The sequence below is a fragment of the Nocardia sp. CDC153 genome, assembly GCF_035818515.1.
Lineage (GTDB): Bacteria > Actinomycetota > Actinomycetes > Mycobacteriales > Mycobacteriaceae > Nocardia.
This window is the reverse complement of sequence record NZ_JAYKYU010000004.1, coordinates 180,322-198,713: the sequence shown is the minus strand read 5'-3', so window position 1 is coordinate 198,713 and position 18,392 is coordinate 180,322. Positions and strand designations below refer to the sequence as shown.

Annotated in this window: 16 protein-coding genes; 12 read left to right on the top strand and 4 right to left on the bottom strand. The window is 67.0% G+C overall.

Features of this window, described 5'->3' with window-relative positions:
* The first annotated feature begins 77 nt into the window (after positions 1 to 77).
* From VMT65_RS23410 to VMT65_RS23385, 6 genes are all read left to right on the top strand, one after another.
* Complete coding sequence (locus VMT65_RS23410; protein ID WP_326310521.1) at positions 78 to 1,115, top strand: FecCD family ABC transporter permease; 1,038 nt, start codon at positions 78 to 80, stop codon at positions 1,113 to 1,115.
* Positions 1,112 to 2,188 (top strand): FecCD family ABC transporter permease, encoded by a 1,077-nt coding sequence (locus tag VMT65_RS23405; protein ID WP_326310520.1) that lies wholly within the window; start codon positions 1,112 to 1,114, stop codon positions 2,186 to 2,188. The genes VMT65_RS23410 and VMT65_RS23405 overlap by 4 nt, the downstream gene beginning before the upstream one ends.
* On the top strand, positions 2,185 to 3,039 hold the full coding sequence (locus VMT65_RS23400) for an ABC transporter ATP-binding protein (protein WP_326310519.1): 855 nt from the start codon (positions 2,185 to 2,187) through the stop codon (positions 3,037 to 3,039). The genes VMT65_RS23405 and VMT65_RS23400 overlap by 4 nt, the downstream gene beginning before the upstream one ends.
* A gap of 78 nt (positions 3,040 to 3,117) precedes the next feature.
* Positions 3,118 to 3,516 (top strand): BlaI/MecI/CopY family transcriptional regulator, encoded by a 399-nt coding sequence (locus VMT65_RS23395; RefSeq protein ID WP_326310518.1) that lies wholly within the window; start codon positions 3,118 to 3,120, stop codon positions 3,514 to 3,516.
* Positions 3,517 to 3,559: 43 nt separating this feature from the next.
* Positions 3,560 to 4,501, top strand: a complete 942-nt coding sequence (locus VMT65_RS23390; RefSeq protein WP_326310516.1) for a M56 family metallopeptidase — start codon at positions 3,560 to 3,562, stop codon at positions 4,499 to 4,501.
* 139 nt (positions 4,502 to 4,640) lie between these two features.
* Positions 4,641 to 6,212 (top strand): DEAD/DEAH box helicase, encoded by a 1,572-nt coding sequence (locus VMT65_RS23385; RefSeq protein ID WP_442790302.1) that lies wholly within the window; start codon positions 4,641 to 4,643, stop codon positions 6,210 to 6,212.
* Between the two features lie 146 nt (positions 6,213 to 6,358).
* Here the strand turns inward: VMT65_RS23385 and VMT65_RS23380 are convergent, their stop codons facing one another.
* A complete protein-coding gene (locus VMT65_RS23380) occupies positions 6,359 to 6,799 on the bottom strand; it encodes a nuclear transport factor 2 family protein (RefSeq protein ID WP_326310514.1) in 441 nt (146 codons plus the stop codon).
* A 95-nt stretch (positions 6,800 to 6,894) separates the two neighbouring features.
* Between VMT65_RS23380 and VMT65_RS23375 the strand changes: the two genes are divergently transcribed.
* From VMT65_RS23375 to VMT65_RS23355, 5 genes are all read left to right on the top strand, one after another.
* Positions 6,895 to 8,331: a GuaB1 family IMP dehydrogenase-related protein gene (locus VMT65_RS23375; protein WP_326310513.1), complete on the top strand. Its 1,437-nt coding sequence runs from the start codon at positions 6,895 to 6,897 to the stop codon at positions 8,329 to 8,331.
* Positions 8,332 to 8,624: 293 nt separating this feature from the next.
* Positions 8,625 to 10,001, top strand: coding sequence for a hemolysin family protein (locus tag VMT65_RS23370; protein ID WP_326310512.1), 1,377 nt, complete (start codon positions 8,625 to 8,627; stop codon positions 9,999 to 10,001).
* A complete protein-coding gene (locus VMT65_RS23365) occupies positions 9,994 to 11,058 on the top strand; it encodes a hemolysin family protein (protein WP_326310511.1) in 1,065 nt (354 codons plus the stop codon). Before VMT65_RS23370 ends, VMT65_RS23365 begins: the two co-directional genes overlap by 8 nt.
* The gene (locus VMT65_RS23360) at positions 11,055 to 11,948 is read left to right on the top strand and encodes a 3-methyladenine DNA glycosylase (protein ID WP_442790296.1); all 894 of its coding nucleotides are present in this window, start codon (positions 11,055 to 11,057) and stop codon (positions 11,946 to 11,948) included. The genes VMT65_RS23365 and VMT65_RS23360 overlap by 4 nt, the downstream gene beginning before the upstream one ends.
* Positions 11,949 to 12,262: 314 nt before the next feature.
* Positions 12,263 to 13,342 (top strand): fatty acid desaturase family protein, encoded by a 1,080-nt coding sequence (locus VMT65_RS23355; protein WP_326310509.1) that lies wholly within the window; start codon positions 12,263 to 12,265, stop codon positions 13,340 to 13,342.
* A 235-nt stretch (positions 13,343 to 13,577) separates the two neighbouring features.
* Here the strand turns inward: VMT65_RS23355 and VMT65_RS23350 are convergent, their stop codons facing one another.
* Together VMT65_RS23350 and VMT65_RS23345 are read right to left on the bottom strand one after the other, a co-directional pair.
* Positions 13,578 to 14,480: an alpha/beta fold hydrolase gene (locus tag VMT65_RS23350; RefSeq protein WP_326310508.1), complete on the bottom strand. Its 903-nt coding sequence runs from the start codon at positions 14,478 to 14,480 to the stop codon at positions 13,578 to 13,580.
* A gap of 224 nt (positions 14,481 to 14,704) precedes the next feature.
* Positions 14,705 to 15,484, bottom strand: a complete 780-nt coding sequence (locus tag VMT65_RS23345) for a class I SAM-dependent methyltransferase (RefSeq protein ID WP_326310507.1) — start codon at positions 15,482 to 15,484, stop codon at positions 14,705 to 14,707.
* 257 nt (positions 15,485 to 15,741) lie between these two features.
* Between VMT65_RS23345 and bioB the strand changes: the two genes are divergently transcribed.
* On the top strand, positions 15,742 to 16,806 hold the full coding sequence (gene bioB / locus VMT65_RS23340; RefSeq protein WP_326310506.1) for a biotin synthase BioB: 1,065 nt from the start codon (positions 15,742 to 15,744) through the stop codon (positions 16,804 to 16,806).
* A 70-nt stretch (positions 16,807 to 16,876) separates the two neighbouring features.
* On the opposite strand, the gene VMT65_RS23335 is transcribed toward bioB, so the two are convergent.
* Positions 16,877 to 18,364, bottom strand: a complete 1,488-nt coding sequence (locus VMT65_RS23335) for a DUF4246 domain-containing protein (RefSeq protein WP_326310505.1) — start codon at positions 18,362 to 18,364, stop codon at positions 16,877 to 16,879.
* Positions 18,365 to 18,392: the final 28 nt, after the last annotated feature.

Sequence of the window (18,392 nt, the reverse complement as noted above, 5' to 3'; positions counted from 1 at the left end):
GAACAACGAGCAACGGAAGATAGGTTAGGGTTACCATATTTATCGAGCAATGAACGCGTCAGGAGTAGTTCGTCACCGTGCCCGCCGTAGTCACCAACAGACGGCGACGTCTGCTCGGACTTCTCGTTCTGGCCGCCTTATTGCTGATCGCTATCGCGGCCAGCATCGCTCTCGGAGCTCGGACATTGAGCCTCGGCACGGTCTACGACGCCGTCGTTTGCCCTGGTGGGCTACCACTTTCGTGCCCCACCGAGGGATCGGCCGCGCAGATCGTGCGCGAATTGCGGCTCCCCCGAACCGGACTGGCCCTGGCAACCGGGCTCGCACTCGGCATGGCCGGGGCACTCATCCAGGGCTATACCCGAAACCCCCTGGCCGACGCCGGATTACTCGGCATCAATGCCGGGGCCGCGTTCCTCGCGGCGCTCAGCATCCATCTGCTCGCTCTCACCACACCCGCGCAGTACATCTGGTTCGCCTTCGCGGGAGCGCTGTTCGCGGGAGCGGTCGTCTTCGGTGTCTCGGCGCTCGGCGGCGGTAGGGCCAGCCCGCTGAGCCTGGTGCTGGCGGGCGCTGCGGTCACGGCGTTCTTGCAGGCCATGACCAATATCGTTGTGCTGCTGGACGGTACCGCGCTCAATACCTACCGCTATTGGGTGGTCGGCGATGTGGCCGGACACGACGCCTCGGTCTTCCGACAGGCGCTCCCCTTCCTCCTTGTCGGCGCGCTCCTGGCTCTCGCCGCCGCGCCCGGCCTCAACCTCCTCGGCCTCGGTGACGATGTCGCCCGCGGACTGGGCGTGAACATCGGCCGCAGTCGCGCGCTCGGCCTGGTCTCCGTGGTCCTGCTGGCGGGCGCGGCCACCGCCGCCGTCGGCCCGATCGCCTTCCTCGGTCTCATCGTCCCGCACCTCGCGCGCGCCCTCACCGGTCCCGATTACCGCTGGCTGCTGCCCTATTCGGGGCTGCTCGGCGCACTCGTGCTGCTGCTGGCCGACACCGCCGGACGGCTCATCGCCCGCCCGGGCGAACTCCAGGCGGGAATCACCCTCGCCGCCCTGGGCGCACCGTTCTTCGTTCTCCTGGTCCGCCGCCGAAAGCTGGTTTCGCTATGACACTTTCGACGGTGCGCCCGGCGGTCCGGGTCGGCGGATTCTCGGCGGTTCTTCGAATCGGCGCGCTGCTCACCGTGTTCGCGATGATCGCGGTGCTGTTCGGATTGTTCGCTCTGGATATTGCCGTTGGGGAATTCCGGATTCCGGTCGGCAAGGTGCTGGATGTGCTGGGCGGCGGGGGAACTCGGGCGCAGCGGTTCGTCATCATGGATTCGCGGCTGCCCAGGGCGTTGACGGCGGTGGTCGTGGGGGCGGCGCTGGGGTTGGCCGGTGCTGTGACGCAATCGATTCTGCGCAATCCGCTGGCCAGTCCGGATCTGCTCGGCATCACCCCCGGGGCGAGCTGTGGTGCGGTGGCGGTGCTGGTGGGGATGGGCGGGGTCGCGACCGGGACCGGTGCGGTGCTAGGACTTTCGGCCGCGGCGCTGCTCGGCGGGCTGCTGACGGCGGTACTGATCTACCTCCTGGCCTGGGGTCGCACCGCGACCGGGGACGGCGGGGTGATGGGATTCCGGTTGGTACTCATCGGGATCGGCGTCAATGCGGCGCTGTTGTCGGTGGTGAACTGGCTGCTGACGCGGGCCACGCTGACCGATGCGGCGCATGCGCAGCAGTGGTTGACCGGCTCGCTCAACGCCGCCGATTGGTCGACGCTGATTCCCGCCTCGATCGGATTGGGTCTGGCCTTGCTCGTCACGGCCGGATCCGCGCGCACCCTGGCCACCCTGCGCTTCGGCACCGACACCACGCGAATTCTCGGCGTTCGCATTCAAACCCAGCAGGCCATTCTCATTGCGGCCGCGGTGAGTTGCGCCGCGTTGGCGACGGCCGCGGTCGGGCCGATGGGGTTCGTCGGATTGGCCGCACCGCAGATCGCGCGGCGGCTCCTCCGCACTGCGGGCGAGCCGCTGATCGCCTCCGCCCTGGTCGGGGCCATTGCCGTGGTCGGCGCGGATCTGCTGGCCCGCACCGCGTTTCCCGTCTCGCTACCGGTCGGTGTGGTCACCGCGGCGGTCGGCGGGCCGTTCCTGCTCTACCTGCTCGTTCGCACCAACAGGAAGGCGACACCGTGACTCTCGCCGCGGAAAACATCACACTCGGCTACGGCGAGCGAGTCATCGTGGATGGGCTGTCGGTGGATGTCGCGCCGGGCGTGATCACGACCGTCATCGGCCCCAACGGCTGCGGCAAATCGACGCTGCTGCGTTCGCTGGGTCGGCTGCTGAAGCCGAAGTCCGGTCGGGTCCTGTTGGACGGCAAGGCCATTTCCACCATGAAGACCAAGGACATCGCCCGGATCATCGGCATGCTCCCGCAGACCCCGATCGCCCCGGAGGGCCTGACCGTCGCGGATCTGGTTGCGCGCGGGCGGCATCCGCACCAGTCGTGGTTGCGGCAGTGGTCCGCCGATGACGAGGCCGAGGTGGCGGCCGCGCTCGCGCAGACCGGCATCGCGGATCTGGCCGGACGGACCCTCGACGAGCTCTCGGGCGGCCAGCGGCAGCGGGCCTGGATTTCCATGGCGCTCGCACAGGGCACCGACATCCTGCTGCTGGACGAGCCCACCACCTACCTGGATCTGGCGCACTCGCTCGAGGTGCTCGATCTGGTGGATCGACTCCACGACGACCTCGGCCGGACCATCGTCATGGTCCTGCACGATCTGAACCTGGCCATCCGCTACAGCGACCGTCTCATCGTCATGAACTCCGGCCGCATCGTCGCCCAGGGCCGTCCCGGCGACATCATCGAGCCCGACCTGTTGCGCGAGGTTTTCGGCCTGCGCGCGCAGGTGCTCGAGGATCCGGTGTCGGGTCGACCCATGATCGTTCCGATCGGCACCCGGCATGTGCGGGCGTCGGCGACCGCGGAGCGCGTGCGTGCGTCGGGAACCACAGACATGCCGGTCGAGGCCGCACTATGAGCAATACCACACCAGCAACCACCCGGTTACGACGACCTGTAGTACGCATTCCTGTCGTTGTCTCCGTAAACTTGTGGGATGGCAGGTCTTGGTGAACTCGAGAAAGCGGTCATGGACCAGTTGTGGTCGGCCGACGAACCGCAAACGGTCCGGCAGGTCCATGAAGCCCTCGCTGCACGCCGCGAACTCGCGTACACCACGGTGATGACGGTTCTGCAGCGTCTGGCGAAGAAGAATCTGGTGGTCCAGCAGCGCGATGATCGCGCGCATCGGTACGCACCCGTGCACACTCGCGACGAACTCGTCGCCAGTCTGATGGTGGACGCATTGCAGCAGGCGGACGAAGTGGGCAGCCGCCGCGCGGCCCTGGTGCACTTCGTGGAACAGGTCGGTGCGGATGAGGCTGCCGCATTACGCGACGCACTCGCTAAGCTCGAAGCCACCGAGGCGCGCAAGGACAAACCAGAGTCCAAATAGCTGTAGCCTCGGCCCAAGCCCCACAACGCAGTGAGCTGAGGACATGGACTGGACAGCGCCGGTTTTCGCCGGTCTCGCCTTGTTGTTGGCGGGACCGGTACCAGCGCTGCTCAGCCGAGCCACCTGGCCCTACCGCAGTCCCCGTGCCGCCCTGGTGCTTTGGCAGGCCATCGCGCTGGCCGCGGTGCTGAGCGCGTTCGGTTCCGGGTTGGCCATCGCCTCGCGGCTGCTGGTTCCCGGTTCTGACGGCCGCCCGACGACAACGCCCTCCAAGGAGATCGACGCGCTCGGGCTGCCGCTGTGGCTGGCGCTGGTGCTGGTATTCGCGCTCACCCTGCTGGTCGGGGCGCGGCTCATCTGGTCGGTGATTCGCGTCGGTATTCATACGCGCCGTCGGCGGGCTCGCCACCGCATGCTGGTCGATCTGCTCGATCAGTCCAGCGTGCAACGCAAGTCGAACGACATCCGGGTGCTGGCCGCCACCGAGCCCATCGCCTACTGCCTGCCCGGATTACGTCGCCGCGTCGTGCTCTCCCAGGGCACCGTCACCAATCTGACCGACGAGGAACTCACCGCCATCGTCAGCCACGAGCGCTCGCACCTGCGCGCTCGCCACGACCTGGTGCTCGAGGCCTTCACCGCCGCGCACGAGGCGTTCCCCCGCGTGGTCCGCTCCAAGTCCGCCCTGGACTCGGTGAAGCTGCTCATCGAACTGCTCGCCGACGACTCCGCCGTCAAGGTCACCGGCCCCACCCCCCTGGCCCGCGCCCTCGTCGCCTGCTCCAATTCCCCTGCCCCCCAAGGCGCGATGGCCGTCGGCGGCCCCACCACCCTCATCCGCATCCAACGCCTCGCCGGCCCCATCGGCGACCTCCGCATCGCGGTAGCCGCCTACCTGGCCGCCGCCGCCATCCTCGTGGTCCCCACCCTGGCCGTAGCGATCCCCTGGCTGGTCGAACTCAGCCGCCTGGTCAGCCGTGCCTGATCCCCACCCGACCGTCCCCGAATCCGACTCGGGCGCGGCGCAATCCGCCGTGCCCACGGCAGGCTCGCGAGCGAGCACAGCCACCACCACATCCACCGACCGCGACTCCCGATCCGAGCGCGACACACCGAACCCAGCCTTGGAGGCCACCATCCACACCAACCCGACGTCCGCGCCCGATGCCACCCGATTCGCGGACCTCGGGCTGCCACCCGTGCTGGTGCAGGCGCTGCGGCGGGATGGGATCGATAAGCCGTTTCCGATTCAAGCCGCGGTGATTCCGGACATTTTGGCTGGGCGCGATGTGTTGGGGCGGGCGGCGACGGGTTCGGGGAAGACGCTGGCGTTCGGGCTGCCGATGTTGGTGCGGCTGTTCGGTGCGCCGAGTGCGCCGAAGCGACCGCGCGGACTGATCCTCGCGCCCACGCGGGAGCTGGCGATTCAGATCGAGTCGGCGTTGGATGAGGCCGCGCTGTCGTTGGGGCTGCGGCTGGCCACGGCCGTGGGTGGGCTGCCGATCAAGAAGCAGGAGGAGCGGCTGGCGCGCGGGGTGGATGTGGTCATCGCGACGCCGGGCCGGCTCACCGATCTGCTCGGCCGGAAAGCGGTGGCGCTGAGCGATATTCGCGTGGTGACCGTGGACGAGGCCGACCACATGGCGGAACTGGGCTTCATGCCGCAGCTCACGGCCCTGCTCAACAAGGTTCCCGACGACGCGCAGCAGCTGCTGTTCTCGGCCACCCTCGACGAGACCATCGACGGACTGGTGCAGCGCTATCTGCGTGAGCCGGTTCGACATTCGGTTGGTCTGGCAGTCGCGCCGGGCGCGAGTTCCGGTACGGCGGCGACCGTTGGTGCAGGCGGCTCGAATATGGGCTCTACCAGCCAGGATCCGAGCGCCGGACTCGGTTCGGAAGCCGATTCCGCTCCGGGCGACCACCGCACCACGGGCCGCGCAGCGGGCACAGGTTCCACGGCGGCCGGTGGTTCTGCGGCGGGCCGAGCCTCGGTGGTGAGCCTTGAAGCCACGGGCGGTACCGCTGCGGTGCCCGCCATCGCGCATTACGCGTTGCATGTGCGCCGCAGTGACAAGCGGGCGGTGGTCAGTGAGATTGCGGCGCGGGAGGGGCGGACGCTGTTGTTCGTGCGGACCCAGTACGGGGCGGAGAAGCTCGCGGGGAAGTTGCGGGAGGTGGGGATCGGGGCGGTCGCACTGCATGGCGGGAAGGCGCAGAACCAGCGCAGTCGGATGCTGGCGGCCTTCGCGGACGGCACCGCGCCGGTGCTGGTGGCGACCGATGTGGCCGCGCGCGGCCTGCACGTCGACGATGTTTCCCTCGTCGTGCATGTCGATCCACCCGCCGACCCCAAGGACTATCTGCACCGCACCGGGCGCACGGCCCGCGCGGGCGCGTCCGGCACGGTCGTCACCATCGTGACCCCGGACAATCGCGAGGAAGCCGCCCAGCTGGCGAAGCGCGCCTCGGTGACGCTCACGGATGTGGAGGTCCGTCCCGGCGATCGACGGCTGGTGGAGATCACCGGCGCGCGTCGCCCCTCGGGCCGCCCGGTCTCCGATCCGTCGACTCCGGCCGCCCCCGAACCGGATTCGTCGCGCGAGCAGTCCCGATTCCGGCAGCGCCCGAAGGGTGAGAGCCGCCCGCACAACAAGAAACGCAAGCCCGGCGCGGCGCGCAAGTCGTCGCGCTAACGCGACACGCTTGGAGCTTCCTACGACACGCGTATCGATTCGGACGCGCGCTTCCGGCAAATCGGACGAGATTGAGATAACTCGAATCCCTCGACGGCGCTTGGCAATTATTTAGCTAACCACCGTCGAGGGGACCGTGCACAGACTCAGGTCAGGTCGGCGTTGCCGTCGATGGTCTTCAACTTGTACTCGAAACGGTTGATGCGCCAGCCCTTTTCGCCGCGCTCCAGACCGATGACATAGCTGCCCACGAACCAGCGGGTGGTGCCGTTCTTCGCATCGTTCTTCACGTGCACGGCAATGGCGTCGGCATGCGCCAGCGCGGTATCCCCGGTGATCTCGACCAGCTGATTACCGGACTGGTGCTGGCAGCCATCCAGGTCCCCCAGACCGGCGGCCCAGTCGTCGACGATGTCGGAGCCGGGCCGCGGGCCGACCGGTCCGCCGAAGCCGCCGTCGAAGAAAACCTCTGTCGCGAAAACGGATTCGCGCAGATCCGCCCAACAGGCCTGGTCGGTGTAGACGAACAGTCTGGTGATGGTGTCGCTGATATCCAGTCGATCGGCGAGGGTCTCGAGATCAGTCACGATCACGACGCTAGGGCACCCCGCTGGCAGCCGCCCGACATTTTTCTTGCCCCAACGCACCGCGAACTCTCAGCATTCAGCTACCATGGTCCAACGTGCAGTTTCTTCCCGGGCAGACTCCGCCCTATGACCTGACCTACGACGACGTCTTCCTCGTCCCCCGCCGGACGGATGTGGCGTCCCGGTTCGATGTCGATCTCTCCACCACGGACGGGACCGGCACGACCATTCCACTCGTGGTCGCCAATATGACAGCCGTCGCCGGCCGCCGCATGGCCGAGACCGTCGCCCGCCGGGGCGGCATCGTGGTGCTGCCGCAGGATCTCCCGATCCCCGCGGCCGCCGACACCATCGCCTTCGTCAAGAGCCGCTCGCTCACCGCCGACACCCCCGTGGTGCTCGATCCGGAGCAGTCGGTCTCCGATGCGCTGGCCCTCATTCACAAGCGCGCCCACGGCGCGGTCGTGGTGGTCGAGAACGGCAAGCCGGTCGGCGTGGTGACCGAGGCGTCCTGCCAGGACGTCGACCGCTTCGCCCGCCTGAGCACCGTCGCCGACACCAATTTCGTGTCCGCTCCGGCCGATACCTCGCCGCGCGAGATCTTCGGTCTACTCGAGGCCCGCCACACCAATCTGGCCGTGCTGGTCAACCCGGACGGCACCCTCGCGGGCGTGATGACCCGCACCGGCGCGATCCGCACCGGCATCTACACCCCGGCCACCGACGCCAATGGCCAGCTGCGCATCGCCGCGGCCGTCGGCATCAACGGCGATGTCCCGGCCAAGGCCAAGGCCCTGGTCGACGCGGGCGCGGACGTGCTGGTGATGGACACCGCGCACGGCCACCAGGAGAAGATGATCGAGGCGCTGCGCACGGTGGCGAGCCTGGACCTGGGCGTGCCGCTGGTCGCGGGCAATGTGGTCGCCGCCGACGGCACCCGCGATCTGATCGAGGCGGGCGCGGACATCATCAAGGTCGGTGTCGGCCCCGGCGCCATGTGCACCACCCGCATGATGACCGGTGTGGGCCGCCCGCAGTTCTCGGCGGTGGCCGAATGTGCCGCGGCCGCCAAGGAATTCGGCAAGCACGTGTGGGCCGACGGCGGTGTCCGCCACCCGCGTGACGTGGCTCTGGCGCTGGCCGCCGGCGCCGCCAACGTGATGATCGGCTCCTGGTTCGCGGGCACCTACGAGTCCCCCGGCGACCTGCGCGTGGACCGCGACGGCAACCGCTACAAGGAGTCCTTCGGCATGGCCTCCAAGCGCGCCGTGGCCGCCCGCACCGCCACCGATTCGGCGTTCGACCGGGCCCGCAAGGCGCTGTTCGAGGAGGGCATCTCCTCCTCGCGCATGCGTCTGGACCCCGAGCGTCCCGGTGTCGAGGACCTGATCGACCACATCACCTCCGGCGTGCGCAGCTCCTGCACCTACGCCGGTGCCCGCACGCTTGCGGAGTTCCACGAGCGCGCCACCCTGGGCGTGCAGTCGGCCGCCGGCTTCGCCGAGGGTCGTCCGCTGCCGTCCGGTTGGTGATCACCCGCTAGTACTGCACAACCCGAACCCGGCGGATCCGAGGCGGATCCGCCGGGTTTCGTGTGTGATACGGCCCCGCTGTGCGGAAACCGTCAAAGCCTCCCGGTACCATGGGCTATCCGGAGCCCGGCCATGGGTATCCGAAGCGCATATTCCGCTAGCAACCCCTGCGAAAGGAACCAGTTGTCACCCGCGTCCAAGGGCGCTTCACAGGAGGGCTCCTCTACCGAGCCGGGTGACAAACCCGGCGCCCACGCAATACCCGTGCGACGAACGGTCGGGTGGTACTGACCGTGTCGGCCTTGTTCACCGTTCTCAGTCTGCTCGGATTCATCGCTCTGACCGCCGGCACGGCGCTCTTCGTCGCCGCCGAGTTCTCGCTCACCGCCCTGGAACGCTCCACCGTGGAGGCCCATGCCCGCGAGGGCGACCGGCGGGCCCGCCAGGTGCGGCAGGCGCATCGCACGCTCTCGTTCCAGTTGTCCGGCGCGCAGTTGGGCATCACCATCACCACGCTGGTCACCGGTTATATCGCCGAGCCCGTGCTGGCGCGGCTGCTGGAGCCGATGTTCAACGCCTTCGGCGTGAATACCGGTACCTCCCATGGCATTTCGCTGGCGCTGGCGCTGATCATCGCGACCTCGCTGTCCATGATCTACGGCGAGCTGGTGCCCAAGAACATCGCCATCTCCTCGCCGCTCGAGGTGGCGCGGTTCACGGCCGGGCCGATGATCGCGTTCTCGACCACGTTCAAGTGGATGATCAACTTCCTGAACGGGGTCGCCAACTGGGCGGTGCGCCGCCTGGGCATCGAACCGGCCGAGGAGTTGCGTTCGGCGCGGTCGCCGCAGGAATTGGGTTCGCTGGTAAGGACTTCCGCGCTGCACGGGGCGTTGGATCAGCGCACGGCGCAGGTGGTGGATCGTTCCCTCGAGTTCGGTGAGCGCAGCGCGGAGGAGCTCATGACCCCGCGGGTGACCATCGAATCCCTGGATCAGGACTGCACTCTCGCCGATCTCATCGACGCCGCGCGCGAGACCGGGTACTCCCGGTTCCCCGTCATCGAGGGCGATCTGGACAACACGCTCGGGTTCGTGCACGTCAAACAGGTCTTCGTGTATCCGGCCAAGGATCGCCGAAATATCAAGCTGAAGACCATCGCCAAGCCGGTGCCGATCGTGCCCGCCAGCCTCGACGGTGACGAGGTGCTCGACCGGGTGCGCCGTGACGGCATGCAGGTGGCGCTGGTGGTCGACGAATACGGCGGCACCGCGGGCATTGTCACCATGGAGGACCTGATCGAGGAGATCCTCGGCGATGTGCGCGACGAGCACGACGAGGAGGAACTCGACGTGCGCCGCACCCCGAACGGCTGGGACTGCGCGGGGCTGCTGCGCATCGACGAGGTGTCCCGCACCACCGGATACGATGCGCCCGAAGGCGAATACGAAACCCTCGGCGGCCTGGTGCTGACCCGGTTGGGTCGGATTCCGGTGGCCGGTGACGAGGTGCTGCTGCCGCAGCCGGGCAATCATCAGCTGGAGCAGCCGCACACGGCGGGCGGGTGGATCGCGACCGTGGAGCGCATGGACGGCCGTCGCATCGACCGCGTGCTGATCCGGCCGGTCGACGCCGAGGCCCTCGCGAGCTGGGAGCGCAGCCATGGGTGACCTGTACGCCGTTCTGCTCACGCTGGTGCTGCTGTTGGGCAACGCGTTCTTCGTGGGCGCGGAGTTCGCGCTCATCTCCGCGCGCCGCGATCGGCTGGAAGCGCTTGCCGCACAGGGCAAACGCAGCGCCAACACCGTTATCGAGGCGGGCCAGAACCTGTCGATGATGCTGGCGGCGGCGCAGTTGGGCATCACCATCTGTTCGATCCTGTTGGGTCGGGTGGGTGAGCCCGCGGTGGCGCATCTGCTGGAGAAACCGTTCGATCTGCTCGGCGTGCCGGATTCGCTGCTGCATCCAATCTCGTTCGCCCTGGCGTTGACCATCGTGGTGATCTTGCACATCCTGCTCGGCGAGATGATTCCGAAGAACATCGCGCTGGCGGGGCCGGAACGCTCGGCGCTGCTGCTGGTGCCGCTGCATCTGATGTGGCTGCGGCTGGCCAAGCCGTTGATCGCGCTGTACAACTTCGCGGCCAATATCACGTTGCGCGCCTTGCGGATCGAGCCAAAGGACGAGCTGGACGCCACGGTGTCGTCGGTGGAGTTGGCGGAGATGTTCGGTGAGTCCCGCTCGGAGGGTTTGCTCGACGAGGAGGAGCACCGGCGACTGACCCAGGCGCTGGGGTCCAGTGATCGCATTGTCGCCGATGTGATGGTGCCGCTGGACAAGACGCGTTCGGTGCCGTTGCGCGGGGACGGGACCACGCTCGGTGATATCGAATCCGCCGTCGCCGAAACGGGTTTCTCCCGGTACCCGGTGCGGGCGGCCGATGGTTCGCTGGTCGGCTATCTGCACGTCAAGGATGTGCTGGATCTGACCGCCGACGACGACGCGGGACCGGGCACGCCCATCCCCCGCACCGATATTCGCCCGCTGCCGACCCTGAGCATGGGCACCACCCTGTACGAGGCCCTGGCTCGGCTGCGCCGCACCAATTCCCATCTGGGTCGCGTCGTCGACAGCCGCGGCAATACCGTCGGCATCGTGGCTCTGGAAGACCTGGTGGAGGAGTTCGTCGGCACCGTCCGCGACGCCACCCACCGCCTGGCCGAATGATGAACGCGCTCACCGAACTATCCGTGCTGTCCGGTCCCGCGTGGCGGGACCGGGCGGCCGCGCATCGCGAGCGCGTCGACGCCCTTGTCGGGCCGTATCTCCAGCAGCGCGCGGCGGGCCAGAAGCACCCGGTGATTGACTTCTTGTTCACCTATTACGGGCACAAGCCGGCCCAGCTGAAGCGCTGGCACCCCGGCTACGGAGTGGCCCTGACCGAGGCCGGGGAGTACGCGGGATCCCGTGGCTACCATGAGGTTTCCCTCGAATCGGGTGACACCGGCTGGACCGCCGACCCCGCCTTCCTCGAAAAGCGGAGCGACACCGTCGAATTCGTCGCCCGCCTGCTCGCCGCGACCGCGACCCGACCCGCCCAACTGTCCTGCTTCGGCCTGCACGAGTGGGCCATGGTGTACCGCACCGACGAGGTCCGCCACCAGCAGGTCCCCCTACGCCTCGGCTCGGCGGGCACCGACGCGGTCGTCGAGTCGATGCAATTGCGCTGCACCCACTTCGACGCCTTCCGCTTCTTCACCCCCGAGGCCGCGCCCCTGAACCTCGAGGTCCTCACCCGCGAATCCCAGGTCGACCGCGAACAGCCCGGCTGCCTGCACGCCAACATGGACATCTACAAGTGGGGCTTCAAACTCACCCCCTTGATCGACTCCGACCTCCTCTTCGACGCCTTCACCCTGGCCTGCGCCGCCCGCGAACTCGACATGAAGGCCAGCCCCTACGACCTCCGCGACTTCGGCTACACCCCCATCCGCATCGAAACCCCTTCCGGCCGAGCCGAATACGTCCGCGCCCAAGCCGACATCGCCTCGCGCGCCGAAGTCCTGCGCGCCCGGCTACTGGAGGCGTGCCGCCGCCTGCTGGCTGTCGGCCGCTAGCCGGGTGGTCGCAGGTTCTCCTTGCCATTCCGGCGTGCTCTTGGCCAGAATCCAGCTCTGATAGCGAGATCCGCCGAAAGCACGCCGGGATGACGGGTTAGACGATCCGCCGAGGGGCTTAGGTTGCGGATCCGCATGCGCTCGGGACGGCGTGCAATCGTCATGCGGATGTGCTGTCCGTTCACCTGTTCGTGGGGATAACGGGGCATCCTGGGGGCGGGCAGGCGGGCGGCCCAGGGCCGTACCCGGGATCATGTGCGGCGGCGGATGCTCGGCGACTGCCGCACCCCACGAGCGCAGGATGTGCGAATCCCTTGGTAATCGAGACGGTACGGCGGCGGTCACCGGTGCCGGTGGAGGACCGGGCCGCGGTGGTGCGCGATCTCGCGCCCATGCGAGGCAGCGAGTATGCGGTGTTGTTGCGGCGCGTGCGACAGGCGGGGCTGCTCGAGCGGCGACCGAGATATTACGGGTGGAAAACCGCTGTGACAGCAGGGGCTTTCGGGGCCGGCTGGGTGGGATTGTGGATGGTCGGGGACTCGTGGTGGCAGCTGGGTGTCGCCGTGTTCTTGGCGGTGGTGTTCGCGCAGTTGGCGTTTCTCGGACACGATGCGGGACACCGTCAGATCTTCGCGACCCGTCGAGCCAATCACCGATACGGGCTGCTGGTCGGCAATCTCGCGACCGGGGTGAGCATCGGCTGGTGGACCAGCAATCACAATCGCCATCACGCGCACCCCAATACCGAGGGTGCCGATCCGGATGTGTCGGGAATTCTGGCGCACTCCGGCAGGCGCGCGTCCGCCGAAACAGGCTGGCGCCGGTTCGTTTTCCGCTATCAAGCGTGGCTGTTCTTCCCGATGCTGTTGCTCGAGGCAGGCAGCCTGCACTTCTCGAGCGTGCGTGCGGTACTGACCTGGCCCCTCGCGCACCGGTTTCGCGAGGGCGCATTTCTGATCGCGCATGCGCTCTGGTATCTCGCCGCAGTGTTCCTCGTCCTGTCACCAATCAAGGCGCTCGTATTCATAGCCGTCCACCAGGGATTGTTCGGCTTCTACATGGGCTGCACCTTCGCCCCCAACCACAAGGGCATGCCCGTCCTCCCCAAGGCCGACAACACCGATTTCCTCCGCCGCCAAGTCCTGACCTCCCGCAATATCCGCGGCGGCAACCTGATCGACACGGCCCTCGGCGGCCTCAACTACCAAATCGAACACCACCTCTTCCCCACCATGCCCCGCCCCGCCCTACGCTCCGCCCAGCCAATAGTCCAAGCCTTCTGCACCGAACTCGCCCTCCCCTACACCGAAACCCCCCTCCTAACCTCCTACCGCAACGCCGTACACCACCTCGCCACAGTCAGCCGATTCGCCGTCCACCCCGGAAACCTGTAGCGCCCCACCTCCCGGGCCTGAGACAACCTCGCCCCGTTGATCTTCGGCTGCACCTCACAGACCCGCACCAAGAACGCCACTACACCCCTGACACTGGAGGGCCCCAGAACGCTCGCCCCCGGCGATGAGGCGATCGCACGACTCCACCCTCTGGCACCAAACCTATGGCCCCCGATCACCCCCGGGCTACAGCTGTCAATGTTCGACGGATCCCGACTCATCGGGGTAGCCGAGGTCATCGAGATGGTCGCACCGATTCGGTGACGTGGGCACGCTCCTCGACATGCTTTTCGGTGTGTGAGTTGGTGGGGTGGCGGTCGTTTGCGCCGATGAACGAGATGACGTCCTGGGCGAATAGCTTGTGCTTGACGACGCCCTGGTGGCCCGTTCTGCGGTAAATGGTCAACTGTGCGTTCGGGATTCGGTCTGCCGTGCGGCGAAAGGTCTCGACGGGGTAGAAGGCGTCGAGTTCTCCGCCGACTACGAGGGTGGGCGCGGTGATCTCGCCCAGCCGCTCGCTGATGTCGAATGAGTCCTCGGCCTGTAGGAATGCCGCGGTGTCGGCGGGGTTCTCGGGTCTGGCCAGTGGGTCGGCCAGCCAGAGTATCGCGGCGGCGAGGCGGGCCAAGGTTCGTGACCGCACCATGACCGGCGCGGTGTGGTGCAGACCGCGGCGTCCTGCCGCGACCGCGTTCGCATAACTCATCTGAGCGCGTTTGGCCGTCATGGGCAAGGTGTCGCCGGAGGAGGCGACAACCAGCATCCGCACCACATCTGGGTGGTCGGCGGCAAGTTGGAGCGCCACCGAGCCTCCGGACGAGACGCCCAGCACGTTGACCGCGGAGCCGAACTCGGCTCGGATTGCCTCGGCGTGCTGGGTGGCGATGTCGGCCATGGTGGTTCCCATCGCCATGCCCGGTGCACGCCCCACCGCATACACCCGGAAGTGACGGGCGAGTGGTGCCAGGGTCCTGATCTCCGAGGTGCGTTGCCAGCCAGTTGGATTGGCGTGGTCGGGCGTGAACCAGCGCAAGAACACGAGCGGCTGTCCGGATCCGAATGCGAGGTAGGGCAGCCCGTGGGTGAGAGCGCCTTCGCTGACGTCGAACCCGCTTCCCCGCCCTGCAACTTTGATCATGAACCCATGGTGTCGGCCCGCAAGTCCACAGTCGAAGACCCATTACTTATCGGTGCTAGAAGCATTCCTGATGCCTCCAGCGCTGCAGCGCAGAAGGTATCGAAATACCACAGACCCAACTCGTGGTGAGCGGCGATATCACTTCCGCCCCACGCATCGACCGGTTCGGTCAGCGCGCCTCGCGGCATGGGGGATACGAGCCACTCATCGGTCATCGATGGCTGTCACAGCCGACGAGTTCGCAGTACGCCGCTCAACATCGGGAGTGAGAATTCGCCGCTGGAAGTCTCTGGCCTGCTGGCGAGAAACTCCCGGATACGGCTGAGGGTGGCCTCTCGTTCCTGCTCGGGCATCACCAATATGCCTGCGCGCGTGGCAATCGTCGCGACAAGGGAATCGACGGTGCGACGCTGCGAGTGGGTGAACTCGGCCTGCTCCGGCGAGCCGAACCAGGCAACGGCACCCGAGCCAGGTAAGTGCATCCCCGCGGTCGCGGTGCGCCAGCTACTGAGCGTGTCCCGCGGACCGATGGCTTCCCTTCCGCCGACCCGCCCGAGCCCGGCAACCCAGTCGATCCGGTCGTCGAGCACATTCCACAAACCTGCCAGAACACCGCCGGGCGAAAGGACCCTGGCAATCTCCGGTCCCGCGATGGACATGTCGAACCAGTGCATGGCGTTTCCAGCGAGCACCGCATCGACGGACGCCTCCGGTAGCGGGATCGACTCGGCGCTGCCCGCAACGCTGCGAACCGCTGGTAACGCGCAACGCAGTTCGGCCAGCATGGCGGCGTCCGGCTCGACGGCGACGACATCGACACCCAACCCGAGCAACGTACCGGTGAGCTTGCCAGTCCCAGCGCCGAGATCCAGCACCCGTGGACCCGGCGCAGATTCCAGCGCCCAGCGTGCCGCGGCCGGTGCGTAATCGGGCCGATGCTCTGCGTAGGCAGCCGCCACTGCGCCGAAAGACGAGGAATGACGTTGCCGCACGTCCCGTTCCATGTGCCCACACTAGCTACGGTCCATGTCCGAGATGACCCCGATCATCGGCATGTGCGTGCACTCGCTGCTCGGCTCGCGGTCATCGCCATTGCTCGCACGGGTCCCTTCCGGCCGCACCAGCCGCCGCACTCGGCGACGTCTTGACTCTCGACTCGGCAGTCGTCGAACTCCGCGGTGATACGCCACGCACGAGGCCGGATGATCACACCCGCCGCGATACTTGAACACTGTTCAAGCTCGAGGTAGGTTACGGATTCATGACGAGTGAGTTGTTGAATCTGTTGGTAGACAAGGGGTTACGGCGGGCGGCTCCCAGTCGGGCGGAGGCGCTGGCGCTGTTGGGGGGTTCGGAACCGCTCATCGATGTGGTGGCTGCGGGGTCGCGGGTGCGGCGTGAGTTCTTCGGGATGCGGGTCAAGCTCAACACGATCGTGAACATGAAAAGTGGTCTCTGCCCGGAGGATTGCGGCTACTGCTCGCAGCGACTCGGGTCGAGGTCCGAGGTACTCAAGTACTCGTGGATATCGCCGGACAAGGCGGCACAGATCGCGGATCAGGCGATACGTGCTGGCGCGAAGCGTGTCTGCCTGGTGGCCAGCGGGCGCGGGCCCGGCGACCGCGACATCACTCGCATCGAAAACACCATTGCCGCAATCAAAGCCGATAACCCGCAGGTCGAGATCTGCGCATGTCTCGGGCTGTTGAACGACGGGCAGGCCGAACGGCTCGCGGCGGCAGGCGCGCACGCTTACAGCCATAATCTCAACACCGCCGAAGCCCGCTACGCGGAGATCTGCACAACCCACACGTACACCGATCGCGTGAACACCCTCACGCGCGCCACCGCGGCCGGACTGTCGCCCTGTTCCGGAGCGATCTTCGGTATCGGCGAGTCCGACGAGGACATCGTCGATGTGGCGATCGCGCTGCGCGACCTCGACCCGGACTCGGTGCCGGTGAACTTCCTGATTCCCTTCGACGGGACCCCAATGGGAAACCGGTGGGAACTCACGCCCGACCGCTGCATCCGAATCCTCGCGCTGTTCCGATTCTTCTTTCCCGACGTCGAGGTCCGTCTCGCCGGCGGTCGCGAGATCCATCTCCGCGGCCTGCAATCCCTGGCGCTGCACCTCGCCAACTCGATCTTCCTGGGCGACTACCTGACCAGCGAAGGCCAGCCCGGCGGCGACGACCGCCAGATGATCACCGACTCCGGATTCACCATCGAGGGAGCGCACGAGCAAACACTCCCCCGGCCCCGCCACGACCTCGTAGCCCTACGCCGCCGAGGTGCAGGCACAGACCTGCCCGCCAACGCCTGAACCCAGCAACTCACACAACCAGGGTTGTCGCAGACAGCTTGCGCACCTCCAGCCGCGAGGCGCTCGCCGATCAGTGTTCGCAGAGGGAGAATTCGCGTTCGTAGAGCTCCTGGTTGTGTTCGTCGACGAAGAATTTGCGTTCGCGCATGAGTTCTTCGCGGTAGGCCTTGGCCTGCTCGAGGGTCATGGTCGAGGTGGGAGACCAGGGCTGCTGGGGTGGGACGTCGGACGTGGAGATGATCGTTACCGATGGGTCTACGAGGAAGAACGCCAGGATCTTTCGGTGGCCCGGGCGGGCGGGGTCGGCGAGCTGGAAGGGGGCGACGCGGTGTTGGAGGATGTTCGGGAAGGCTAGGCAGCGGTTCGGGGTGGTCGGGACCGCGCCCAGGACCTGGTTCAGGACGTCTTCGTCTTCCAGACCGTAGACGTCTCGCATACCGGCCACGTCGTTCTGTTCGTAGTCGGGGTCGTCGACGGCCGCGCGGAAGCTCAGTCGGCTGTCGGTGATGTTCTCGCTGTCCCAGTAGTGGATGGCGGTCGAGACGATGCGCTCGTTCATCATTCCCTCGACATGCCAACTGCCACCGGCATATTCGGGCTTGTCGGGGGTGAGGTGGATGTTTGCGAGTTTGACGATGACCTGGAGTCGGCGACCGCGCAGGTCGACGCGGGCGTAGTCGTCGGGCAGGGCGGGCGGGCTGTATTCGGGAGCGTCCGGGACGACCGGGCGACGGTTCTCCCACCACTCGTCGAATGCCTCGTCGAACGCCTCGATGTCATCCTCGTCGTCGGTCTCGGGCCGGGTCGGTTCGTCGTCATACCAGGAGTACGGGTCGGGCTTGATCCGTCGCGGTCGCGGATAGCGCAGGTCGGTGAGCACATTCTCGAACAGCGGGAGCAGGCGCGCGAAGAGCAGCGGCAGGACGGACTCGAGGTCACGATGGGCGACGGGATGGACATTGTTGACGTAGGAGCGGAAGACGGCGTGACCGTCGGCATCGATATCGACATCGGTTGGCAGCCATTGGAATTTCTCCGAACACGCGTACCGCGCGTCGTTCTCCCCGGCCGTCGGCCACGCCGAGTCATCGATGGCGCTGACACCGCGGACAAGACAGAACAGCGAGGGATGTACCAGGTCCAAGACCTGCTCGTCCGATCCCGGATGCCAGTCCCGCTCCGCGTCGGGCACCTCCTCCAGGACTCGAACCGCTTCCCGCAGACGGGTTTTCAGTTCGTCGGAGATCAGTGTGTCCGACTGCCACACCCCGTCGACGGCGGAGACCTCGATACCCGACGCCTCATCACGGAGTTCGGCGTAGCGATCCAATTCCGCTAGCACATAACGGATCTGAGCTTCCGTCAGCCCTTGTTCGGCGGCCTCCCGCGTCCACCTGGCCACAATCTCGGGGTCGTTCCGCTTGACGAACCACTCCGGCTTCTCCCGAATCTCGGCACTCAGCCGCATCATCTGCAGCTCCCGCAAGGTCCGCGGCGGCGCGACGGGCATGAGGTGTTCGGCGAGGAAGGGCAGCGGAAAAGCAGACAGCTCGGTCATTCTCTCAGATCTCTCGCGGATTCCATTC

Excerpts from the sequence above, each read along its gene's own strand:
- VMT65_RS23390 (WP_326310516.1), top strand. The coding sequence starts at position 3,560 with ATGGACTGGACAGCGCCGGTTTTCGCCGGTCTCGCCTTGTTGTTGGCG.
- VMT65_RS23350 (WP_326310508.1), bottom strand. The coding sequence starts at position 14,480 with ATGATCAAAGTTGCAGGGCGGGGAAGCGGGTTCGACGTCAGCGAAGGC.
- VMT65_RS23335 (WP_326310505.1), bottom strand. The coding sequence starts at position 18,364 with ATGACCGAGCTGTCTGCTTTTCCGCTGCCCTTCCTCGCCGAACACCTC.
- VMT65_RS23345 (WP_326310507.1), bottom strand. The coding sequence starts at position 15,484 with ATGGAACGGGACGTGCGGCAACGTCATTCCTCGTCTTTCGGCGCAGTG.
- VMT65_RS23360 (WP_442790296.1), top strand. The coding sequence starts at position 11,055 with ATGATGAACGCGCTCACCGAACTATCCGTGCTGTCCGGTCCCGCGTGG.
- VMT65_RS23405 (WP_326310520.1), top strand. The coding sequence starts at position 1,112 with ATGACACTTTCGACGGTGCGCCCGGCGGTCCGGGTCGGCGGATTCTCG.
- VMT65_RS23365 (WP_326310511.1), top strand. The coding sequence starts at position 9,994 with ATGGGTGACCTGTACGCCGTTCTGCTCACGCTGGTGCTGCTGTTGGGC.
- bioB (WP_326310506.1), top strand. The coding sequence starts at position 15,742 with ATGACGAGTGAGTTGTTGAATCTGTTGGTAGACAAGGGGTTACGGCGG.
- VMT65_RS23395 (WP_326310518.1), top strand. The coding sequence starts at position 3,118 with ATGGCAGGTCTTGGTGAACTCGAGAAAGCGGTCATGGACCAGTTGTGG.